A 14,389-nucleotide genomic window follows, 5' to 3' on the forward strand; every position below is an offset into this window, starting at 1 on the left:
AAGATGATGGAAAAAGTATTTATCGTAGCGGCGAAGCGTACTCCAATTGGTGCTTTTGGTGGCAGCCTGAAAAATACTTCTGCTGGCGATCTGGCAGCAGTAGCGATTAAAGGCGCGTTGGAAGCGGCAAAGTTACCTGGCGACAAGGTTGACGAAGTGATTGTTGGCAACGTTGTTGGTGCAGGTCAAGGAATGGGTGTTGGCCGCCAAGCGGCACTGTTTGCGGGGATTCCTGAATCTGTTCCTGCATATGGCGTAAACATGGTTTGCGGTAGTGGCATGAAAACGGTCATGGATGCCGTGTCCCATATCCGTAGTGGCGATGCTGAGATCGTTGTTGCAGCGGGTGTTGAAGTCATGTCGCAGATTCCGTTTGCTGCACCAAGCAGCATTCGTGATGGCAACAAAATGGGCAATCTGGAGCTAAAAGATCTGCTCGTAGCGGACGGTTTAACCGATGTTTACAACCAATATCACATGGGTGTGACGGCAGAAAACGTAGCAAAACAAATCGGCTTAACTCGCCAGCAGCAAGACGAATACGCGCTGTCTAGCCAACAGAAAGCGGTAGCCGCTATCGAAGCTGGCAAATTTCAAGACGAAATTGTGCCAGTGGAAGTAAAGCAACGCCGTGAAACCGTGATGTTTGATACGGATGAATACCCAAAAGCGAACGCGACAATGGAAGCCTTAAGCAAGCTACGTCCTGCTTTTGACCGCGAAGGCACTGTGACTGCGGGTAATGCATCAGGCATTAACGATGGCGCGAGTGCGATTATCGTGGCGTCTGAAAGCGCAGTTAAAGCGCATGGATTAACGCCGCTTTCTGAGATCGTAAGCTATGCGCAATCGGGTCTTGATCCGAAGATCATGGGCCTAGGTCCTGTTGAGTCCGTCAATAAAGCACTCGCAAAAGCGGAACTCAGTGTACACGACATCGACGTTTACGAGTTAAACGAAGCATTTGCAGCGCAAGCACTTGGCGTGATTCATCAGTTGGCGGAAACAAACCAAGTTCCAGTTAACGCGATTCAAGATAAAGCGAACTTTAACGGTGGTGCTATCGCGCTAGGACACCCGCTTGGTGCTTCTGGCAACCGAATCTTAGTCACGCTGGTTCACGAGCTTCATAAGCAAAATGGTCAATATGGCGTTGCTTCACTTTGTGTGGGCGGCGGCATGGGCACGGCTGTGGTTGTAAAGACAGTTAAGTAATTATTTAAACGGACATTTTTAATTCTTTCTCTAGGAGACAAACCATGTACACAGATTTCTTCAAAACATTTAGCGATCAAACTGAAAAAAATCTAGAACCTTACTTGAAGTTCAACAAGCTAGTGACAAAAAACGTAGAAGTGTTGACCGAGCTTCAATTGAACGCCATTCGCACATACAGTGAAGTGGGTCTAAACCAGATGAAAGCAGCGACAGAAATCAAAGACGTAACGTCATTGACTGCTTTCAACAGTCAGCAACTAAGCGTACTTACTAAACTTTCTCAACAAATGATGGATGACAGCAACAAGCTTCAAGCGATTGCAAAAGAGTTCAAAGAAGACGTTGAGAAAATGACTTCGGAAAATCTAAAGACTGTTACTCCAGCGTAATTTGTCCGATTCTCGCCGCCCCTAGATTTGGGCGGCGTTGTTTTTTCCGAATATAGGAGTAAGACTATGTTTCAACACTTCTTTTCGGACTATCTTGTGAAGCTTCAGGAAACCAATCATCAGTGGTGGCATGATTTCGAAGTGAACAAGGCAGTCGTGAACTCTCCTTTAAACAAGGCCATGCAAGAAGTGAACTTTGAGGATACTGCCAAACTGTTCGAACAAGCTGCGAATCAGCCTGCTGCGATTTTAAAGCTGCAAGCACAGTGGTGGGAACAGCAGCTGCAAATTTGGCAGAATGTTGCATTGGCAGGGAACCAAGCACAAATCGTCGAAGCTGAAAAAGGGGATAAGCGTTTCTCAAACGAAGCGTGGCAAAATGAAGCCATGTATAGCTTCATCAAACAATCCTACCTTTTATTTAGTAAGACCTATCTGGACACCATCGAGTCCTTGGAAGGCTTAGATGAAAAGACGAAAGAACGTATTATTTTTTTCTCTCGCCAAGCCATTAACGCCCTTTCTCCTTCCAACTTCATCGCCACTAACCCAGAGCTTTTGAAGCTGACACTTGAGCAAAACGGTCAAAACTTACTGGCAGGCTTAGAGCAGTTGAAAGAAGACGTTGAGTCGAGCGCAGACATTTTAAAAATTCGTATGACGAATAACAATGCATTCCGCGTGGGCGATGACGTTGCGACGACACAGGGTAATGTGGTTTTTCAAAACGAATTATTTGAGTTGATTCAATATCGACCTCTAACAGAGAAAGTGAATGCGACGCCGCTGCTCATCGTCCCACCTTTCATCAACAAATACTACATCCTTGATTTAACGGCAAAGAACTCAATGGTTCGATGGTTGTTAGAGCAGGGGCACAGTGTATTTATGATGTCTTGGCGCAATCCAGGCAAGGCACAAGCGCACATAGAGTTTGGTGACTACGTGACAGAAGGCGCAGTGAAAGCCGTCGCTGCAATTGAAGACATAACAGGACAAGAGCAAATCAATGCTGCTGGTTATTGTATTGGTGGTACTGTTTTAGCAAGCACGGTTGCGTACTACGCTGCAAAACGTATGAAGAAGCGCATTAAGTCTGCTACTTTCTTCACCACGTTGCTCGACTTCTCTCAACCAGGTGAAGTCGGCGCGTATATCAATGACACCATTGTTAGTGCAATTGAAGCGCAAAATAACGCAAAAGGGTATATGGACGGCCGTTCCTTAAGCGTGACGTTTAGTTTACTGCGTGAAAACAGCTTGTACTGGAACTACTACGTCGACAATTACTTGAAGGGTAACAGTCCGGTTGATTTCGACTTGTTGTACTGGAATAGCGATAGCACCAACGTCAGCGCTGCATCTCACAATTTCTTGCTTCGCGAGCTCTATTTAGAGAACAAGCTGGTGCAAGATAAAGGCGTCAAAATTGGTGGAGTATGGATTGATCTAAATAAGATCAAAATTCCTAGCTATTTTGTGTCAACGAAAGAAGACCACATTGCGTTATGGCAGGGAACTTACCGTGGTGCGCTGAACACGGGTGGTAACAAAACGTTTGTCCTCGGTGAGTCTGGTCATATTGCGGGCATCGTGAACCCTCCAGCTAAAAATAAGTATGGTTATTGGTTGAACGATAATTTGGATGACTCTGCTGATGAGTGGTTGAATAACGCGGAACACAAAGAGGGATCGTGGTGGACACACTGGAACGAGTGGTTACTCCAATTCAACCCTAAAGAGCAAGTTGAGCCTTTCCCTATTGGCTCAGAAAACCATCCGGTTATTGATGAAGCGCCAGGACAATACGTCAAACAGGTTCTGCCAGTAAAAGAATCTTAAACAACTCCCTATAGCAGTAAATCTTAGCGGCCTTTATGGTCGCTTTTTTTATGTATGATTGCTTGTTTATTTATTGTTGGCAGTACCATTGAGCAATAAATAAAAATCGCCGAGCATTTGCTCGGCGCTCAGTGTCAACAAATAGGCTAGTTGACGAGTAGAGATGCGTTACGTTACACCTCTTTATCCTTACCAAATGACAGCAGCCAGAGAGAGATTGCTGCTACCGCCACAAAGCCGGAAAGAATAATCACTGGCATAGCACTGTAGCCAAGGATATGCCAAATTACAGATTCTAATGTACTCATGGTAAGTCTCCTTAGTGCCAGCCTTCAACGCCGCTCATGTCTGGTAGTTTGTGCGCAATACCTTTGTGACAGTCTACACATGTTTTCTCGCCTGAAGCTAGAGCGGTGGAGTGTTGTTCTGCCGCACGTGATCCTTGCTGAGAGTAATCCATGAAATCAAACTCATGACAGTTACGACATTCAAGAGAGTCATTCTTCTTCATACGTGCCCACTCTCGCTCTGCGAGGTGTCCACGACGCTCTTGGAACTTCTCTGGCGTATCGATCGTCTTCGTTACGAAGTGTGCAAATAGCTCTTTAGATGCCTGTACTTTACGAACGATCTTATCCGTCCATTCATGAGGAACGTGACAGTCTGAACAAATCGCACGAACACCAGAGCGGTTGGAGTAGTGAATTGTTTCTTGAATTTCAGCAACGATCGGCGCGTGACAGCCAGAACAGAATTCTTCTGTGTTGGTTGCTTCCATACCTGTGTTGAATGCGCCCCAAAATAGAAGGCCACCAGCGAAGCCTAGAAATAAAACCACACCAGCGGCAGCTTTACTCGGGCTCGACAGTCTCTTCCAAAACGCTTTAAGTATTTTCATAAGTAACCTCTTAGTACTCGCGTTTCAATTACTGAAGCGAATCGACTGCCTTAAACTCGTTTTCCACTAGTGGTTTTGCATCCGTTTGTGGAACGTGACATTGCAAACAGAAGTAACGACGAGGAGACATATCTGCCAGTACCGCATCTTCTCTGTTTACATAGTGCGTTACGCTAATTTTAGTCGCACCTGACTCTTTTGCATTTTTCCAACTATGGCATGCAAGACACTTGTTAGCATTTAACGAAATTTCGTAGTGACGAATGCTGTGTGGGATCAACGGTGGTTGATAAACATAGCTGTCTTCAACAATTTGATCTTTAGGGAAGTCTTTGAACTCGTCTGCTGGACGCGTATCTTCCAATTGAGACATTCCACGTAAAGATTCTAGACCACCAATACCACCTGGATTATCCAACTCAGCTTGCGCAATGCCTGTCACTAACGCACCTACAGATAAAACTGCGACAAGTAATTTTTTCATCATTTCATCTCCGCCTTTATGGCTTAAATTCTTTATTAGGCCGCCATAATGACGGCCGTAGCATTCAGTATCTGAAGGTTAAGCAATCTTAGTGATTTTGACTGGGCACTTCTTAAAGTCTGTCTGTTTAGACAGTGGATCAGTCGCATCTAGGATAAGCTTGTTAATCAAAATACGTGCATCAAAGAACGGTACGAATACCAAGCCTTTTGGCGGACGGTTACGACCGCGAGTTTCAACACGAACGCGTACTTCACCGCGTTTGTTTGCCATGAGTACTTCTTCACCACGACGAACATTGCGTGCTTTTGCGTCTTCTGGGTGCATGTAACACACTGCGTCTGGTACTGCTTTGTATAATTCAGGTACACGACGAGTCATGGTGCCTGTGTGCCAATGTTCAAGAACACGACCAGTACATAACCACATATCAAATTCATCGTTCGGTACTTCTGGTGGCGCTTCGTATGGCGCGGAAATGATCTTCGCTTTGCCGTCAGCATTGCCGTAGAAGTCCCAACCAGAACCTTCTTTCGCGTATGGGTCTGAACCTTCTTTAAAGCGCCACTGTGTTTCCTTACCATCAACAACAGGCCAACGTAGACCACGTACTTGGTGGTAGCGGTCGTATGGAGCCAAATCATGCCCGTGACCACGGCCAAATGTTGCGTATTCCTCAAACAGACCTTTTTGAACATAGAAACCGAAGTGGTGAGCATCGTCATTCAGTTCACGAGCTTCTTCGATAGGGAATTTGTCGACGTTACCATTGCGGTAAAGTACGTCGTACATTGTTTTACCACGGTATTGAGGCGCTTTCGCTAGAAGCTCTTCAGGCCACACTTCTTCCATTTTGAAGCGTTTCGAGAACTCCATTAGTTGCCAAAGGTCCGATTTTGCTTGACCGACTGTGCCCACTTGTTGGTACCAAGCTTGGGTACGACGCTCTGCGTTACCGTAAGCACCTTCTTTTTCAATCCACATTGCGGTAGGAAGAATAAGGTCTGCTGCTTGTGCTGTTGCTGTCGGGTATGGGTCAGACACAACGATGAAGTTTTCTGGGTTGCGGTAACCTGGAAGACGTTCTGTGTTGATGTTTGGACCGGCTTGCATGTTGTTGTTACATTGAACCCAGTAACAGTTCAGAACGCCGTCATTCAGCATACGGTCTTGCAATACGGCGTGGAAGCCAGGTTTTGGTGGAATCGTACCTTCTGGCAGTTTCCAGATGTCTTCTGCAATCTTACGGTGTTTAGGGTTAGCAACCACCATATCCGCTGGTAGGCGGTGAGCAAACGTACCAACCTCACGAGCGGTACCACATGCTGATGGTTGGCCCGTTAGTGAGAATGGGCTGTTCCCCGGAGTCGAGATCTTACCGGTTAGTAGGTGGATGTTGTAAACCAAGTTATTCATCCATACACCACGAGTATGCTGGTTCATACCCATCGTCCATAGAGACATCACTTTCGTGTTTGGATCCGCGTATTGCTTCGCAAGCTCGATAAGCTTCTCTTTCTCAACACCAGAGATTTCAGATGCTTTCTCTACTGTGTATGGCGCTACTGATTTCTTGTACTCTTCGAATGAGATAGAAGTGAGTTTGCCAGAGTTCGGGTTCTTCGCTGCTTTTTGTAGCGGATCGTCGTCACGTAGACCGTAGCCGATGTCAGTGTCTGCTTGAGTGAAGTTCGTGTGTTTGTTCACGAAGTCCCAGTTTACTGCATCGTTTTCGATGATGTAGTTTGCGATGAAGTTAGCAATTGCAAGGTCAGACTGAGGATTGAAAATGTAGCCGTGGTCAGCCAACTCAAATGAACGATGGTAGTAAGTAGAAAGCACGTTCACTTTAACGTGAGGGTGGCTTAGGCGGCGGTCAGTAATGCGAGTCCATAGAACCGGGTGCATCTCTGCCATGTTTGAGCCCCAAAGAACGAAAGCGTCTGCGTTCTCGAAGTCATCGTAACAACCCATTGGCTCATCGATACCGAATGCGCGCATGAAACCTACAACGGCAGAAGCCATACAGTGACGAGCGTTTGGATCAATGTTGTTTGATCGGAAGCCTGCTTTCATTAACTTTGACGCAGCGTAGCCTTCCATTACTGTCCATTGGCCTGAGCCAAACATACCTACGCTTGTTGGGCCTTTTTTCTCGAGGGAAGCTTTCCATTTCTCAGCCATGATGTCGAAAGCGTCATCCCAAGAGATAGGTGTAAATTCACCATCTTTGTGGAATTTGCCATCTTTCATTCGTAGCATCGGTTGAGTTAGACGGTCTTGACCGTACATGATCTTAGAAAGGAAGTAACCTTTGATACAGTTCAGACCTTTGTTTACTGGTGCTTCTGGGTCACCCTGTGTTGCTACCACTTTGCCGTTTTGAGTGCCAACAAGAACAGAACAGCCTGTACCACAGAAACGACAAGGTGCTTTGTCCCATGTGATTTTGGTTTGATCAGAGCTTGCAATCAGGTTGGCTGCAGATGCTGGTAGTGTCACACCTGCGACAGCAGCAGCTGATGCAGCCGCGTTTGCTTTCACAAACGCACGTCTTGTCATTTTCATACTTCACCCTCGATTTGGGAATGTTGTGTTCCAGTGTCTTCTTCATCCGTTTCTTCAAGCCCAGTTTCGATTTGGTGATAAACCAATACCGTGCTTAAGACGTTCGGTAAATTGTTAATGGCATCGATAGTGTCTGTGATGAAACCTTGGTTCTCAGTTTCAAGTACGACGATAATCTTGCCTTCAGGACTGTCACCATAGATTTCCGCATTTTCGTGTGCTTCTATCTTTTGTTTGATTTCGTCCAAATGTTCCGGCAGCACATGTACTACCAAACTTGAAATATGCACTTCATTTAGTGACATATAGCTCTCTCATTTATTTTTATTGCCTTTGGCCGACGACATTCGGCTTAGGCTGTTGTATTGCTCACATTGATGGATGAAGTCGGGCACACTGAAACACAGGCGCCGCAGCCGTTACACTCATCAAGGTCTAAATTGGGTTGTGCTACTTTCCCCAGTTCTAATTTGAACTGAATTGCCATCGGGTCGCACATATCCCCACAACTTCGGCATTCGACATTTTGTTTTGCTAAGCAGTTATCGTTGATACTTGCTTTTGCTTGCCAAGGTTGTTCTGTTTCTGGCAAGAAAAGGGGCTCAGGACAGGCGTTTGCACATTGATAGCAAAATGTGCATTCATCGATGGAAAAATCGACCGAGGGGAATCCGCCATCACTTTTGGTTATAATCTTTGTTTCACAGGCCTCAATGCATTTACCGCAGCGAGTGCAATCGTCCGTAAACTGTTGCGGTTTAGTTAACCAAGGCAAACGTACGGCGTTGTCGGGGTGCGCTTTTCTTGCAAAGAGTCTTCTTCTGGAAAGGTCTACCACTTAGTCACCTCGAAACTTGGAACCCAAACTAAGCATAGTCCACAATTTTCATTAATAAACTGTCATTTAAACTAACGAAATTGTAGTTTTTGACATATTTGTATAAATACCTCTTAGGGGGTAAATGGTATGCAATATTGTTTTGGATCAATAAATTCCGTCGCAGGTGATCACATATTGATAAAGTTGAAAGGTAATGGGTTCATTGCACGTAAAAATAGGATTGTTAATGGGCGAGGAACTCAGATTGTTTAAAAATGTGAAAAAGTCGGTGACGCGCACGATTGCGTCCGCGATGCTTCTTATTTTGCTGCTCTCAGTCGCTACGACTGGTTTTGCGATTTTTACGTTAGCGTCCAGTTTGAACGATGCTGAAGCCGTCAATGTTGCTGGCTCGATGCGAATGCAAAGCTACCGTCTGGCGAATGATATTCAGGTTAAATCTGTTGACTATTCTTCACATATTGACGCATTTGAACATTCGATATATTCACCTTCAATGAAAGCGCTTCAGCATTGGTCTGTGCCTGAAGACATCACTCACGATTACTACCGTCTTATTATCAGATGGCATGAACTCAAGGCGGTGCTGAGAGGAGACAACCCGGCAGAATATCAACTCCTAGTGGCCGGTTTTGTTGAACAAATCGATGAGTTTGTATTTAAGCTGCAAAGCTTTTCGGAGCAAAAACTGATTAACTTAGCCTGGATCGGCGGGTTAGGGTTGGGTGGCATCCTTTGTGTCAGTATGTTTGTCGTTCATTTTGTGCGCCTCGAAGTTGTTCGGCCTCTGCGTGCCTTAGTTTTTGCTAGCGAGCAAATTAAAAATCGCTCATTCAATATATCGCTCAATGTATCCAGCGATAATGAAATGGGAATACTGACTCGAACCTTTAACCGGATGGCGACAGACCTTGGTAAGTTGTACCGAGGATTAGAACAAGCGGTTGATGAGAAAACACGTAAATTGCAGCATGCCAACCAGTCTTTAGAAGTGCTGTATGACTCGTCAAAAGAACTCACGGCTTCGCGTATTAATCAAGACAATTTCCAGGCGATTTTGCAGCATATCGTCAGTCTTGAGGGCATTAAAGCGGTCAAACTTGAAATCGAGCAGCTGGGAGAACCGAGCTGGATATTGATGGAAGGAGAAGAATGCTGCCAAGATTGTGATGAAGATTGCCACGGTAAAGCCCTGATGCTAGATGGTGAGCACTTGGGCTATTTATATTGGAAAGCAGGGTTACCTTGTCCGAACGAGGCTCTTATTGACAACTTCGTGCAGATTTTATCACGCGCCGTGTATTACAATCGGGCGCAGCGCCAAGCAGAACAAATTCTGCTGATGGAAGAGCGAGCCACTATTGCTCGGGAGTTGCATGATTCATTGGCTCAAGCACTCTCTTACTTAAAAATTCAGGTCGCTTTGTTAAAGAGAAGCGTAAAGAACTTGCCTGACGAAAAGGCGATCGCGCAGGCTAATCAAGTTATTGCTGAGCTAGATACGGGCTTATCTGCCGCGTATACGCAGTTACGCGAGTTACTGACGACGTTTCGTCTTACGATTAAAGAGGGCAGTTTTGGCCAAGCATTGCAAGACATGGTTGAAACGCTCAGTGAACAAACTGCTGCGGACATTACGCTAAAAAATAGACTTTCATCAACTGAACTGGATGCACATCAGCAGGTTCATTTACTACAGTTGATAAGAGAAGCGGCAATTAATGCAATCAAACATGCGCAAGCAGATAATATTCACATTCAATGTCTCGATAATGATGGAAAAGTCACAGTAACCGTTAGCGACGATGGAATAGGCTTTGAACATCAAGACGAAAAATTAAATCATTACGGTATGAGTATCATGCAAGAGCGGGCCGCTAGACTGCATGCCGATCTGCACATCGAAGCATCGATAAACAAAGGTTGTACCGTAAAATTAGAATTCCAACATAGTAAGGAAGTAAACAGTGACAGTGTGTAAAGTAATGCTGGTGGATGATCATCCACTCATGCGAAGAGGTATCCACCAGCTTTTAAGCTTTGAGCCTGAGTTTGAGGTCATTGCAGAAGCAAGTAATGGCGCGGATGCAGTAGCGAAAGCGCATGAGCTAGAACTGGATCTTGTACTTCTTGATCTTAATATGAAAGGCATGTCTGGCCTTGATACTTTGCAAGCACTGCGTGCAGATGGCTGTGAAGCCAGAATTGTCATTCTAACCGTTTCAGATAGCCCAGCAGATATAGAAGCAATAGTTCGAAGTGGTGCCGATGGCTATTTATTGAAAGACACTGAGCCTGATGAGTTGGTTGAGTTGCTAAAACAAGCGCACCAAGGGGACAAGGCATACAGCCAAGAAGTTTCTAAGTATTTGAGTGAACGTTCAGAGCAAGAGGACGTGTTTGATACACTGACCGATCGTGAATTGCAGATCTTAAGAGAGGTGGCAAGAGGTTTCCGCAACAAGCAAATTGCCGATCGTCTTTTTATCTCTGAGTCTACGGTTAAAGTACATATGAAGAGTTTACTTAAAAAGCTTCAAGTTCCTTCTCGTACTGCAGCAACCGTCCTTTATCTTGAGCGCTTTGGCGACATCAAATAACATTGTTGGATTTTAATCTATAATAATAAATAAAATCAAATAGTTATATGGATTCTGACGAATAAAAAAACCGCCTTTTAGGCGGTTTTTTTACTTGTCTGGGCGAATAGAGTACAAGTCACTGTTGTGCTTACCACACTCCAAATAGTACTGATAAGCCACTTTTTTGCTTTCAGCAATGACTCTCATGCAGTGCATTTTCCCCTGTTCAAAATATCGAATCTCATATTCTACACTGGTATCAAGTTGCTCAGCGGCTGCCATACTTCGCCTCCATAAACCATCCAAAAAACATCCATGCAAATTATATGCCGTTATAGGGAGCGTCGTTCGGTACGTTTTTTAGCCGATAATTGCGCTCTAACTCACTTTTTTGCGGATAGCTGTGATCAAAAAGTTAATTTCAAACTCTATATATTATTAAGGTGGCAATCAATATTTGTCACACTGGTGTAAGTTTGCCGCAATACTAAGTGATACAGGTTGAGTATAGAACTTAATCAACAGAAAAGGGAATACGAATAAGTGACTAAATTAAAGGATGTATCTAATAAGGCGCTTCGTTATGGCCTTCTATTTTGTTTCGTATTTCTGCTTGCCGGTTGTGCGAAAAAGTTTTTATACAGCAATATCGATTGGTTCGTGCTCGATTACTTAGAGGACTATGTCTCGTTGCAAGGAGAACAAGAAGTCCTAGTGGAAGAGCGCTTATTACTGTTGGCAGACTGGCACAAGAAAGAGGAGTTACCATTATATATCGAACATCTAAAAGACCTTGAGAGATTAAAAGCGAGCGATATCACCTTAAATTACTTACAACAAAATCGAGATAGAATGCGAGCGCATTACGATAGAGTGGTCAGCAAAGCAGCACCAGATCTTTTTGCGTTAAGTTTGCAATTAACGAAAGAGCAAGAACGCGAGTTTTTGAGTAATGTACAAGAACATTATCAAGAGCGAAACGCAAAATATGCCGATAAGACAGAAGACGAAGTGCGTGAAATTATTCTGGATAACACTGAAGAGTGGATGGAAGAATGGCTAGGGAATCTATCAGGAAATCAGCGTCAATTAGCTCAAACATTTTCTCAGCAAGTTATTTTAAACAGCCCTTTATGGAGAGATTATCGAGCCACGGTATATCAAGAGCTCGAATACTTGTTCGACAACAAATCTAATGTTGTGACTTATCAAGATATATTTATGCGACTCTTGTTCGAACCAGAGAGTTATTATAGTGAGCAGCTTTCTCTGAATATTGACTCTAACTTTGCATTGGTTGATCAACTGACATTAGATGTTTCTCGTTCGATGACCGATAAGCAATGGCGTCATTTTCGTGAAAAGGTTAAAGAGTGGCGAGTACTGGCTGAGGAACTTTTAGATTAAATTCATACCTCAATGAGCGAAAGCAAAGCGCAAAAGCCTTTCTTATCAAAAAATGATTCAAAGCAAATTCTTATTGAGCTAAGAGCGTAACATAGCGTGAGGTTTGATGAGGCAACGTCAGCTTATCAATGCGTGATAAGGCCTCATCGTACAAAACAATGAGAATAAATATGAAACATTTAGTTGAAAGATTTCTTCGATACGTCACGTTTGATACCCAATCCAATCCACATGTGACGCTTTGCCCAAGTTCACCTGGCCAGCTTGTGTTTGCTGAGTTACTTAAAAAAGAGATGCTCGAACTTGGCTTAAGTGACGTGACTTTGGATAAAAATGGCTACTTGATGGCTAAACTGCCAGCCAATGTTGATTATGAGGTTCCTCCTATCGGCTTCATTGCCCATATGGATACCGCGCCGGATGCATCTGGCAAAAACGTAAAGCCGCAATTCATCGAAGATTACCAGGGTGGCGATATTGCATTAGGGTTGGGGGATGAAGTGTTATCTCCCGTGCAATACCCAGATTTACATCACCTACATGGCCACAATCTTATTACTACCGATGGCACTACATTACTTGGCGCGGATAACAAAGCTGGTATCGCAGAGATTCTTTCCGCGGTAGCTCTGCTACTGGAAAACCCAGACATTCCACACGGCGACATTTGTATCGGCTTTACTCCGGATGAAGAAATCGGTCGTGGTGCAGATTTGTTTGATGTTAAAAAATTTGGCGCGAAATGGGCATACACTATAGATGGTGGCCCGCAAGGTGAATTGGAATACGAAAACTTTAATGCAGCAAACGCTGATGTAATTTTTCATGGAGTTAGCGTTCATCCAGGTACCGCAAAAGGCAAAATGGTCAATGCGATGAACTTGGCTGCGAAATTTCAAGTTCAAATGCCCCAAGATCAAACTCCGGAAACAACCGAAGGTTACGAAGGGTTCTTCCATTTAAAATCGGCAGAAATGGGCGTTGCACGAAGCGAGCTAGGTTACATTATTAGAGACTTTGACCGTCAAAGACTTGAGGATCGAAAAGCCTTTATGCAGAAACTCGTCGATGAAATGAACACGGGTTTACGCCATGGTTCTGTAGAGCTAAAAATAAAAGACAGCTATTACAATATGAGAGAAATGGTTGAGCCTTACCCTCATATCATTGAGCTGGCAAAGCAAGCGATGGAAGCGTGTGATGTGGAACCGATTATAAAACCTATTCGTGGTGGTACAGATGGTGCCCGTTTATCTTTTATGGGTTTGCCGTGCCCGAATATCTTCACCGGTGGTTTTAACTTCCACGGAATTCATGAGTTTATTTCTGTTGAAATGATGGAAAAATCAGTACTCGTTATTGTCAAAATTGCTGAGCTCACAGCGAAAAAACACAGTTAAAAGACTACGTCGAGACCTCTTGCAGATTTAATAACAAAATAGCCCAGATCTCTCTGGGCTATTTAAATATTAAGATGGAATACTAGCGCACGTCTTTGTCTTCAATTTCAATGTCTTCTAGCGGTAACCAGTCGACTTTCACACCCGCTTGGTCGAACATATCTTGACTGACTTGGATTTTATCTCCCCAGCGAGATAAAAAGTCTTCAGACTGCTCAGGGCAGTGTACGTGTGAGATCCCTGTTTGAATGATCTTTGCCGCGCAGTTAGGGCAAGGAAAATGCGTTACCCAAATATCACATCCGTCTAAGTCACGTTTTGAGAACAAAATTGCGTTCTCTTCCGCGTGCAGTGTTTTAAGGTATTTCAACTCGCGCTCATCGGTGTCGACACTGTCAGAAACACCATGCGGATAGCCATTAAATCCAACAGATACAATGCGATTCTGTTTAGTAATAACGGCACCGACTTGTGTTGATGGGTCCTTACTCCAAGACGCCACTAGTTCTGCCATCTGGTAAAAGCGTTTCGCCCATTTAGAAATCATAGTCATCCTCTCTGTCGAAGGCGTTGAATTAATTGAATGATAACCCATTTATATTAAAAAAATAGTCAAAATCGGGGTCTTGAGTATGAAGGCGTCACTTTTTACCTTTTTAGCCACAAAACGTTCTTATCTTGAGCACTGAATCTCACTTTACGCCCGAATACAATACTCCCGTTAGTGTTTCCACGCACACGCTAAAATTCGCGATCTCCT

General features: G+C 44.2%; 15 protein-coding genes. 7 read left to right on the top strand and 8 right to left on the bottom strand.

All coding sequences use genetic code 11. The features are described 5' to 3' along the window. The first annotated feature begins 6 nt into the window (after positions 1-6). The 3 genes from R8N47_RS00245 (at position 7) to phaC (ending at position 3,449) form a co-directional block, all read left to right on the top strand. Positions 7-1,215: an acetyl-CoA C-acetyltransferase gene (locus R8N47_RS00245; RefSeq protein WP_064354871.1), complete on the top strand. Its 1,209-nt coding sequence runs from the start codon at positions 7-9 to the stop codon at positions 1,213-1,215. Between the two features lie 44 nt (positions 1,216-1,259). After that, complete coding sequence (locus R8N47_RS00250) at positions 1,260-1,607, top strand: phasin family protein (RefSeq protein WP_005373550.1); 348 nt, start codon at positions 1,260-1,262, stop codon at positions 1,605-1,607. A 66-nt stretch (positions 1,608-1,673) separates the two neighbouring features. Further along, positions 1,674-3,449, top strand: coding sequence for a class I poly(R)-hydroxyalkanoic acid synthase (phaC, locus tag R8N47_RS00255; RefSeq protein ID WP_064354855.1), 1,776 nt, complete (start codon positions 1,674-1,676; stop codon positions 3,447-3,449). A gap of 173 nt (positions 3,450-3,622) precedes the next feature. On the opposite strand, the gene R8N47_RS00260 is transcribed toward phaC, so the two are convergent. The 6 genes from R8N47_RS00260 to napF form a co-directional block, all read right to left on the bottom strand. Then, positions 3,623-3,757, bottom strand: a complete 135-nt coding sequence (locus R8N47_RS00260) for a TIGR02808 family protein (RefSeq protein ID WP_005373546.1) — start codon at positions 3,755-3,757, stop codon at positions 3,623-3,625. A gap of 11 nt (positions 3,758-3,768) precedes the next feature. Beyond that, positions 3,769-4,347, bottom strand: a complete 579-nt coding sequence (locus R8N47_RS00265; RefSeq protein ID WP_005373542.1) for a NapC/NirT family cytochrome c — start codon at positions 4,345-4,347, stop codon at positions 3,769-3,771. 28 nt (positions 4,348-4,375) lie between these two features. After that, on the bottom strand, positions 4,376-4,831 hold the full coding sequence (locus R8N47_RS00270; protein ID WP_005389061.1) for a nitrate reductase cytochrome c-type subunit: 456 nt from the start codon (positions 4,829-4,831) through the stop codon (positions 4,376-4,378). Between the two features lie 78 nt (positions 4,832-4,909). After that, positions 4,910-7,399: a periplasmic nitrate reductase subunit alpha gene (gene napA, locus R8N47_RS00275; protein WP_005389060.1), complete on the bottom strand. Its 2,490-nt coding sequence runs from the start codon at positions 7,397-7,399 to the stop codon at positions 4,910-4,912. After that, positions 7,396-7,704, bottom strand: a complete 309-nt coding sequence (locus tag R8N47_RS00280) for a chaperone NapD (RefSeq protein WP_005373535.1) — start codon at positions 7,702-7,704, stop codon at positions 7,396-7,398. Before R8N47_RS00280 ends, napA begins: the two co-directional genes overlap by 4 nt. Before the next feature lie 47 nt (positions 7,705-7,751). Then, positions 7,752-8,237, bottom strand: a complete 486-nt coding sequence (gene napF / locus R8N47_RS00285; RefSeq protein WP_005373529.1) for a ferredoxin-type protein NapF — start codon at positions 8,235-8,237, stop codon at positions 7,752-7,754. Positions 8,238-8,484: 247 nt separating this feature from the next. On the opposite strand from napF, the gene narQ reads away from it, so the two are divergent. Together narQ and R8N47_RS00295 are read left to right on the top strand one after the other, a co-directional pair. Next, positions 8,485-10,221, top strand: a complete 1,737-nt coding sequence (gene narQ, locus R8N47_RS00290) for a nitrate/nitrite two-component system sensor histidine kinase NarQ (protein ID WP_025767926.1) — start codon at positions 8,485-8,487, stop codon at positions 10,219-10,221. A 4-nt stretch (positions 10,222-10,225) separates the two neighbouring features. Further along, entirely contained in the window at positions 10,226-10,840 is a 615-nt protein-coding gene (locus R8N47_RS00295; protein ID WP_064354870.1) for a response regulator, read from the top strand. Positions 10,841-10,930: 90 nt separating this feature from the next. Here the strand turns inward: R8N47_RS00295 and R8N47_RS00300 are convergent, their stop codons facing one another. Further along, entirely contained in the window at positions 10,931-11,104 is a 174-nt protein-coding gene (locus R8N47_RS00300; RefSeq protein ID WP_005373524.1) for a hypothetical protein, read from the bottom strand. Positions 11,105-11,365: 261 nt separating this feature from the next. Between R8N47_RS00300 and R8N47_RS00305 the strand changes: the two genes are divergently transcribed. Both R8N47_RS00305 and pepT read left to right on the top strand, forming a co-directional pair. Further along, the gene (locus R8N47_RS00305) at positions 11,366-12,229 is read left to right on the top strand and encodes a DUF6279 family lipoprotein (protein ID WP_064354854.1); all 864 of its coding nucleotides are present in this window, start codon (positions 11,366-11,368) and stop codon (positions 12,227-12,229) included. Between the two features lie 170 nt (positions 12,230-12,399). Continuing rightward, a complete protein-coding gene (gene pepT, locus R8N47_RS00310; RefSeq protein ID WP_064354853.1) occupies positions 12,400-13,629 on the top strand; it encodes a peptidase T in 1,230 nt (409 codons plus the stop codon). 82 nt (positions 13,630-13,711) lie between these two features. Here the strand turns inward: pepT and R8N47_RS00315 are convergent, their stop codons facing one another. Further along, on the bottom strand, positions 13,712-14,176 hold the full coding sequence (locus R8N47_RS00315; protein ID WP_005373515.1) for a dCMP deaminase family protein: 465 nt from the start codon (positions 14,174-14,176) through the stop codon (positions 13,712-13,714). Between the last annotated feature and the right edge of the window lie 213 nt (positions 14,177-14,389).

This window comes from Vibrio sp. 2132-1 (genome assembly GCF_033344315.1).

Bases quoted from the DNA above. Each gene is read 5' to 3' on its own strand.
- R8N47_RS00295 (WP_064354870.1), top strand. From the start codon at position 10,226: ATGCTGGTGGATGATCATCCACTCATGCGAAGAGGTATCCACCAGCTT.
- phaC (WP_064354855.1), top strand. From the start codon at position 1,674: ATGTTTCAACACTTCTTTTCGGACTATCTTGTGAAGCTTCAGGAAACC.
- R8N47_RS00315 (WP_005373515.1), bottom strand. From the start codon at position 14,176: ATGATTTCTAAATGGGCGAAACGCTTTTACCAGATGGCAGAACTAGTG.
- pepT (WP_064354853.1), top strand. From the start codon at position 12,400: ATGAAACATTTAGTTGAAAGATTTCTTCGATACGTCACGTTTGATACC.
- R8N47_RS00300 (WP_005373524.1), bottom strand. From the start codon at position 11,104: ATGGCAGCCGCTGAGCAACTTGATACCAGTGTAGAATATGAGATTCGA.
- R8N47_RS00260 (WP_005373546.1), bottom strand. From the start codon at position 3,757: ATGAGTACATTAGAATCTGTAATTTGGCATATCCTTGGCTACAGTGCT.
- R8N47_RS00250 (WP_005373550.1), top strand. From the start codon at position 1,260: ATGTACACAGATTTCTTCAAAACATTTAGCGATCAAACTGAAAAAAAT.
- R8N47_RS00270 (WP_005389061.1), bottom strand. From the start codon at position 4,831: ATGAAAAAATTACTTGTCGCAGTTTTATCTGTAGGTGCGTTAGTGACA.
- R8N47_RS00245 (WP_064354871.1), top strand. From the start codon at position 7: ATGGAAAAAGTATTTATCGTAGCGGCGAAGCGTACTCCAATTGGTGCT.
- R8N47_RS00280 (WP_005373535.1), bottom strand. From the start codon at position 7,704: ATGTCACTAAATGAAGTGCATATTTCAAGTTTGGTAGTACATGTGCTG.
- R8N47_RS00265 (WP_005373542.1), bottom strand. From the start codon at position 4,347: ATGAAAATACTTAAAGCGTTTTGGAAGAGACTGTCGAGCCCGAGTAAA.
- napA (WP_005389060.1), bottom strand. From the start codon at position 7,399: ATGAAAATGACAAGACGTGCGTTTGTGAAAGCAAACGCGGCTGCATCA.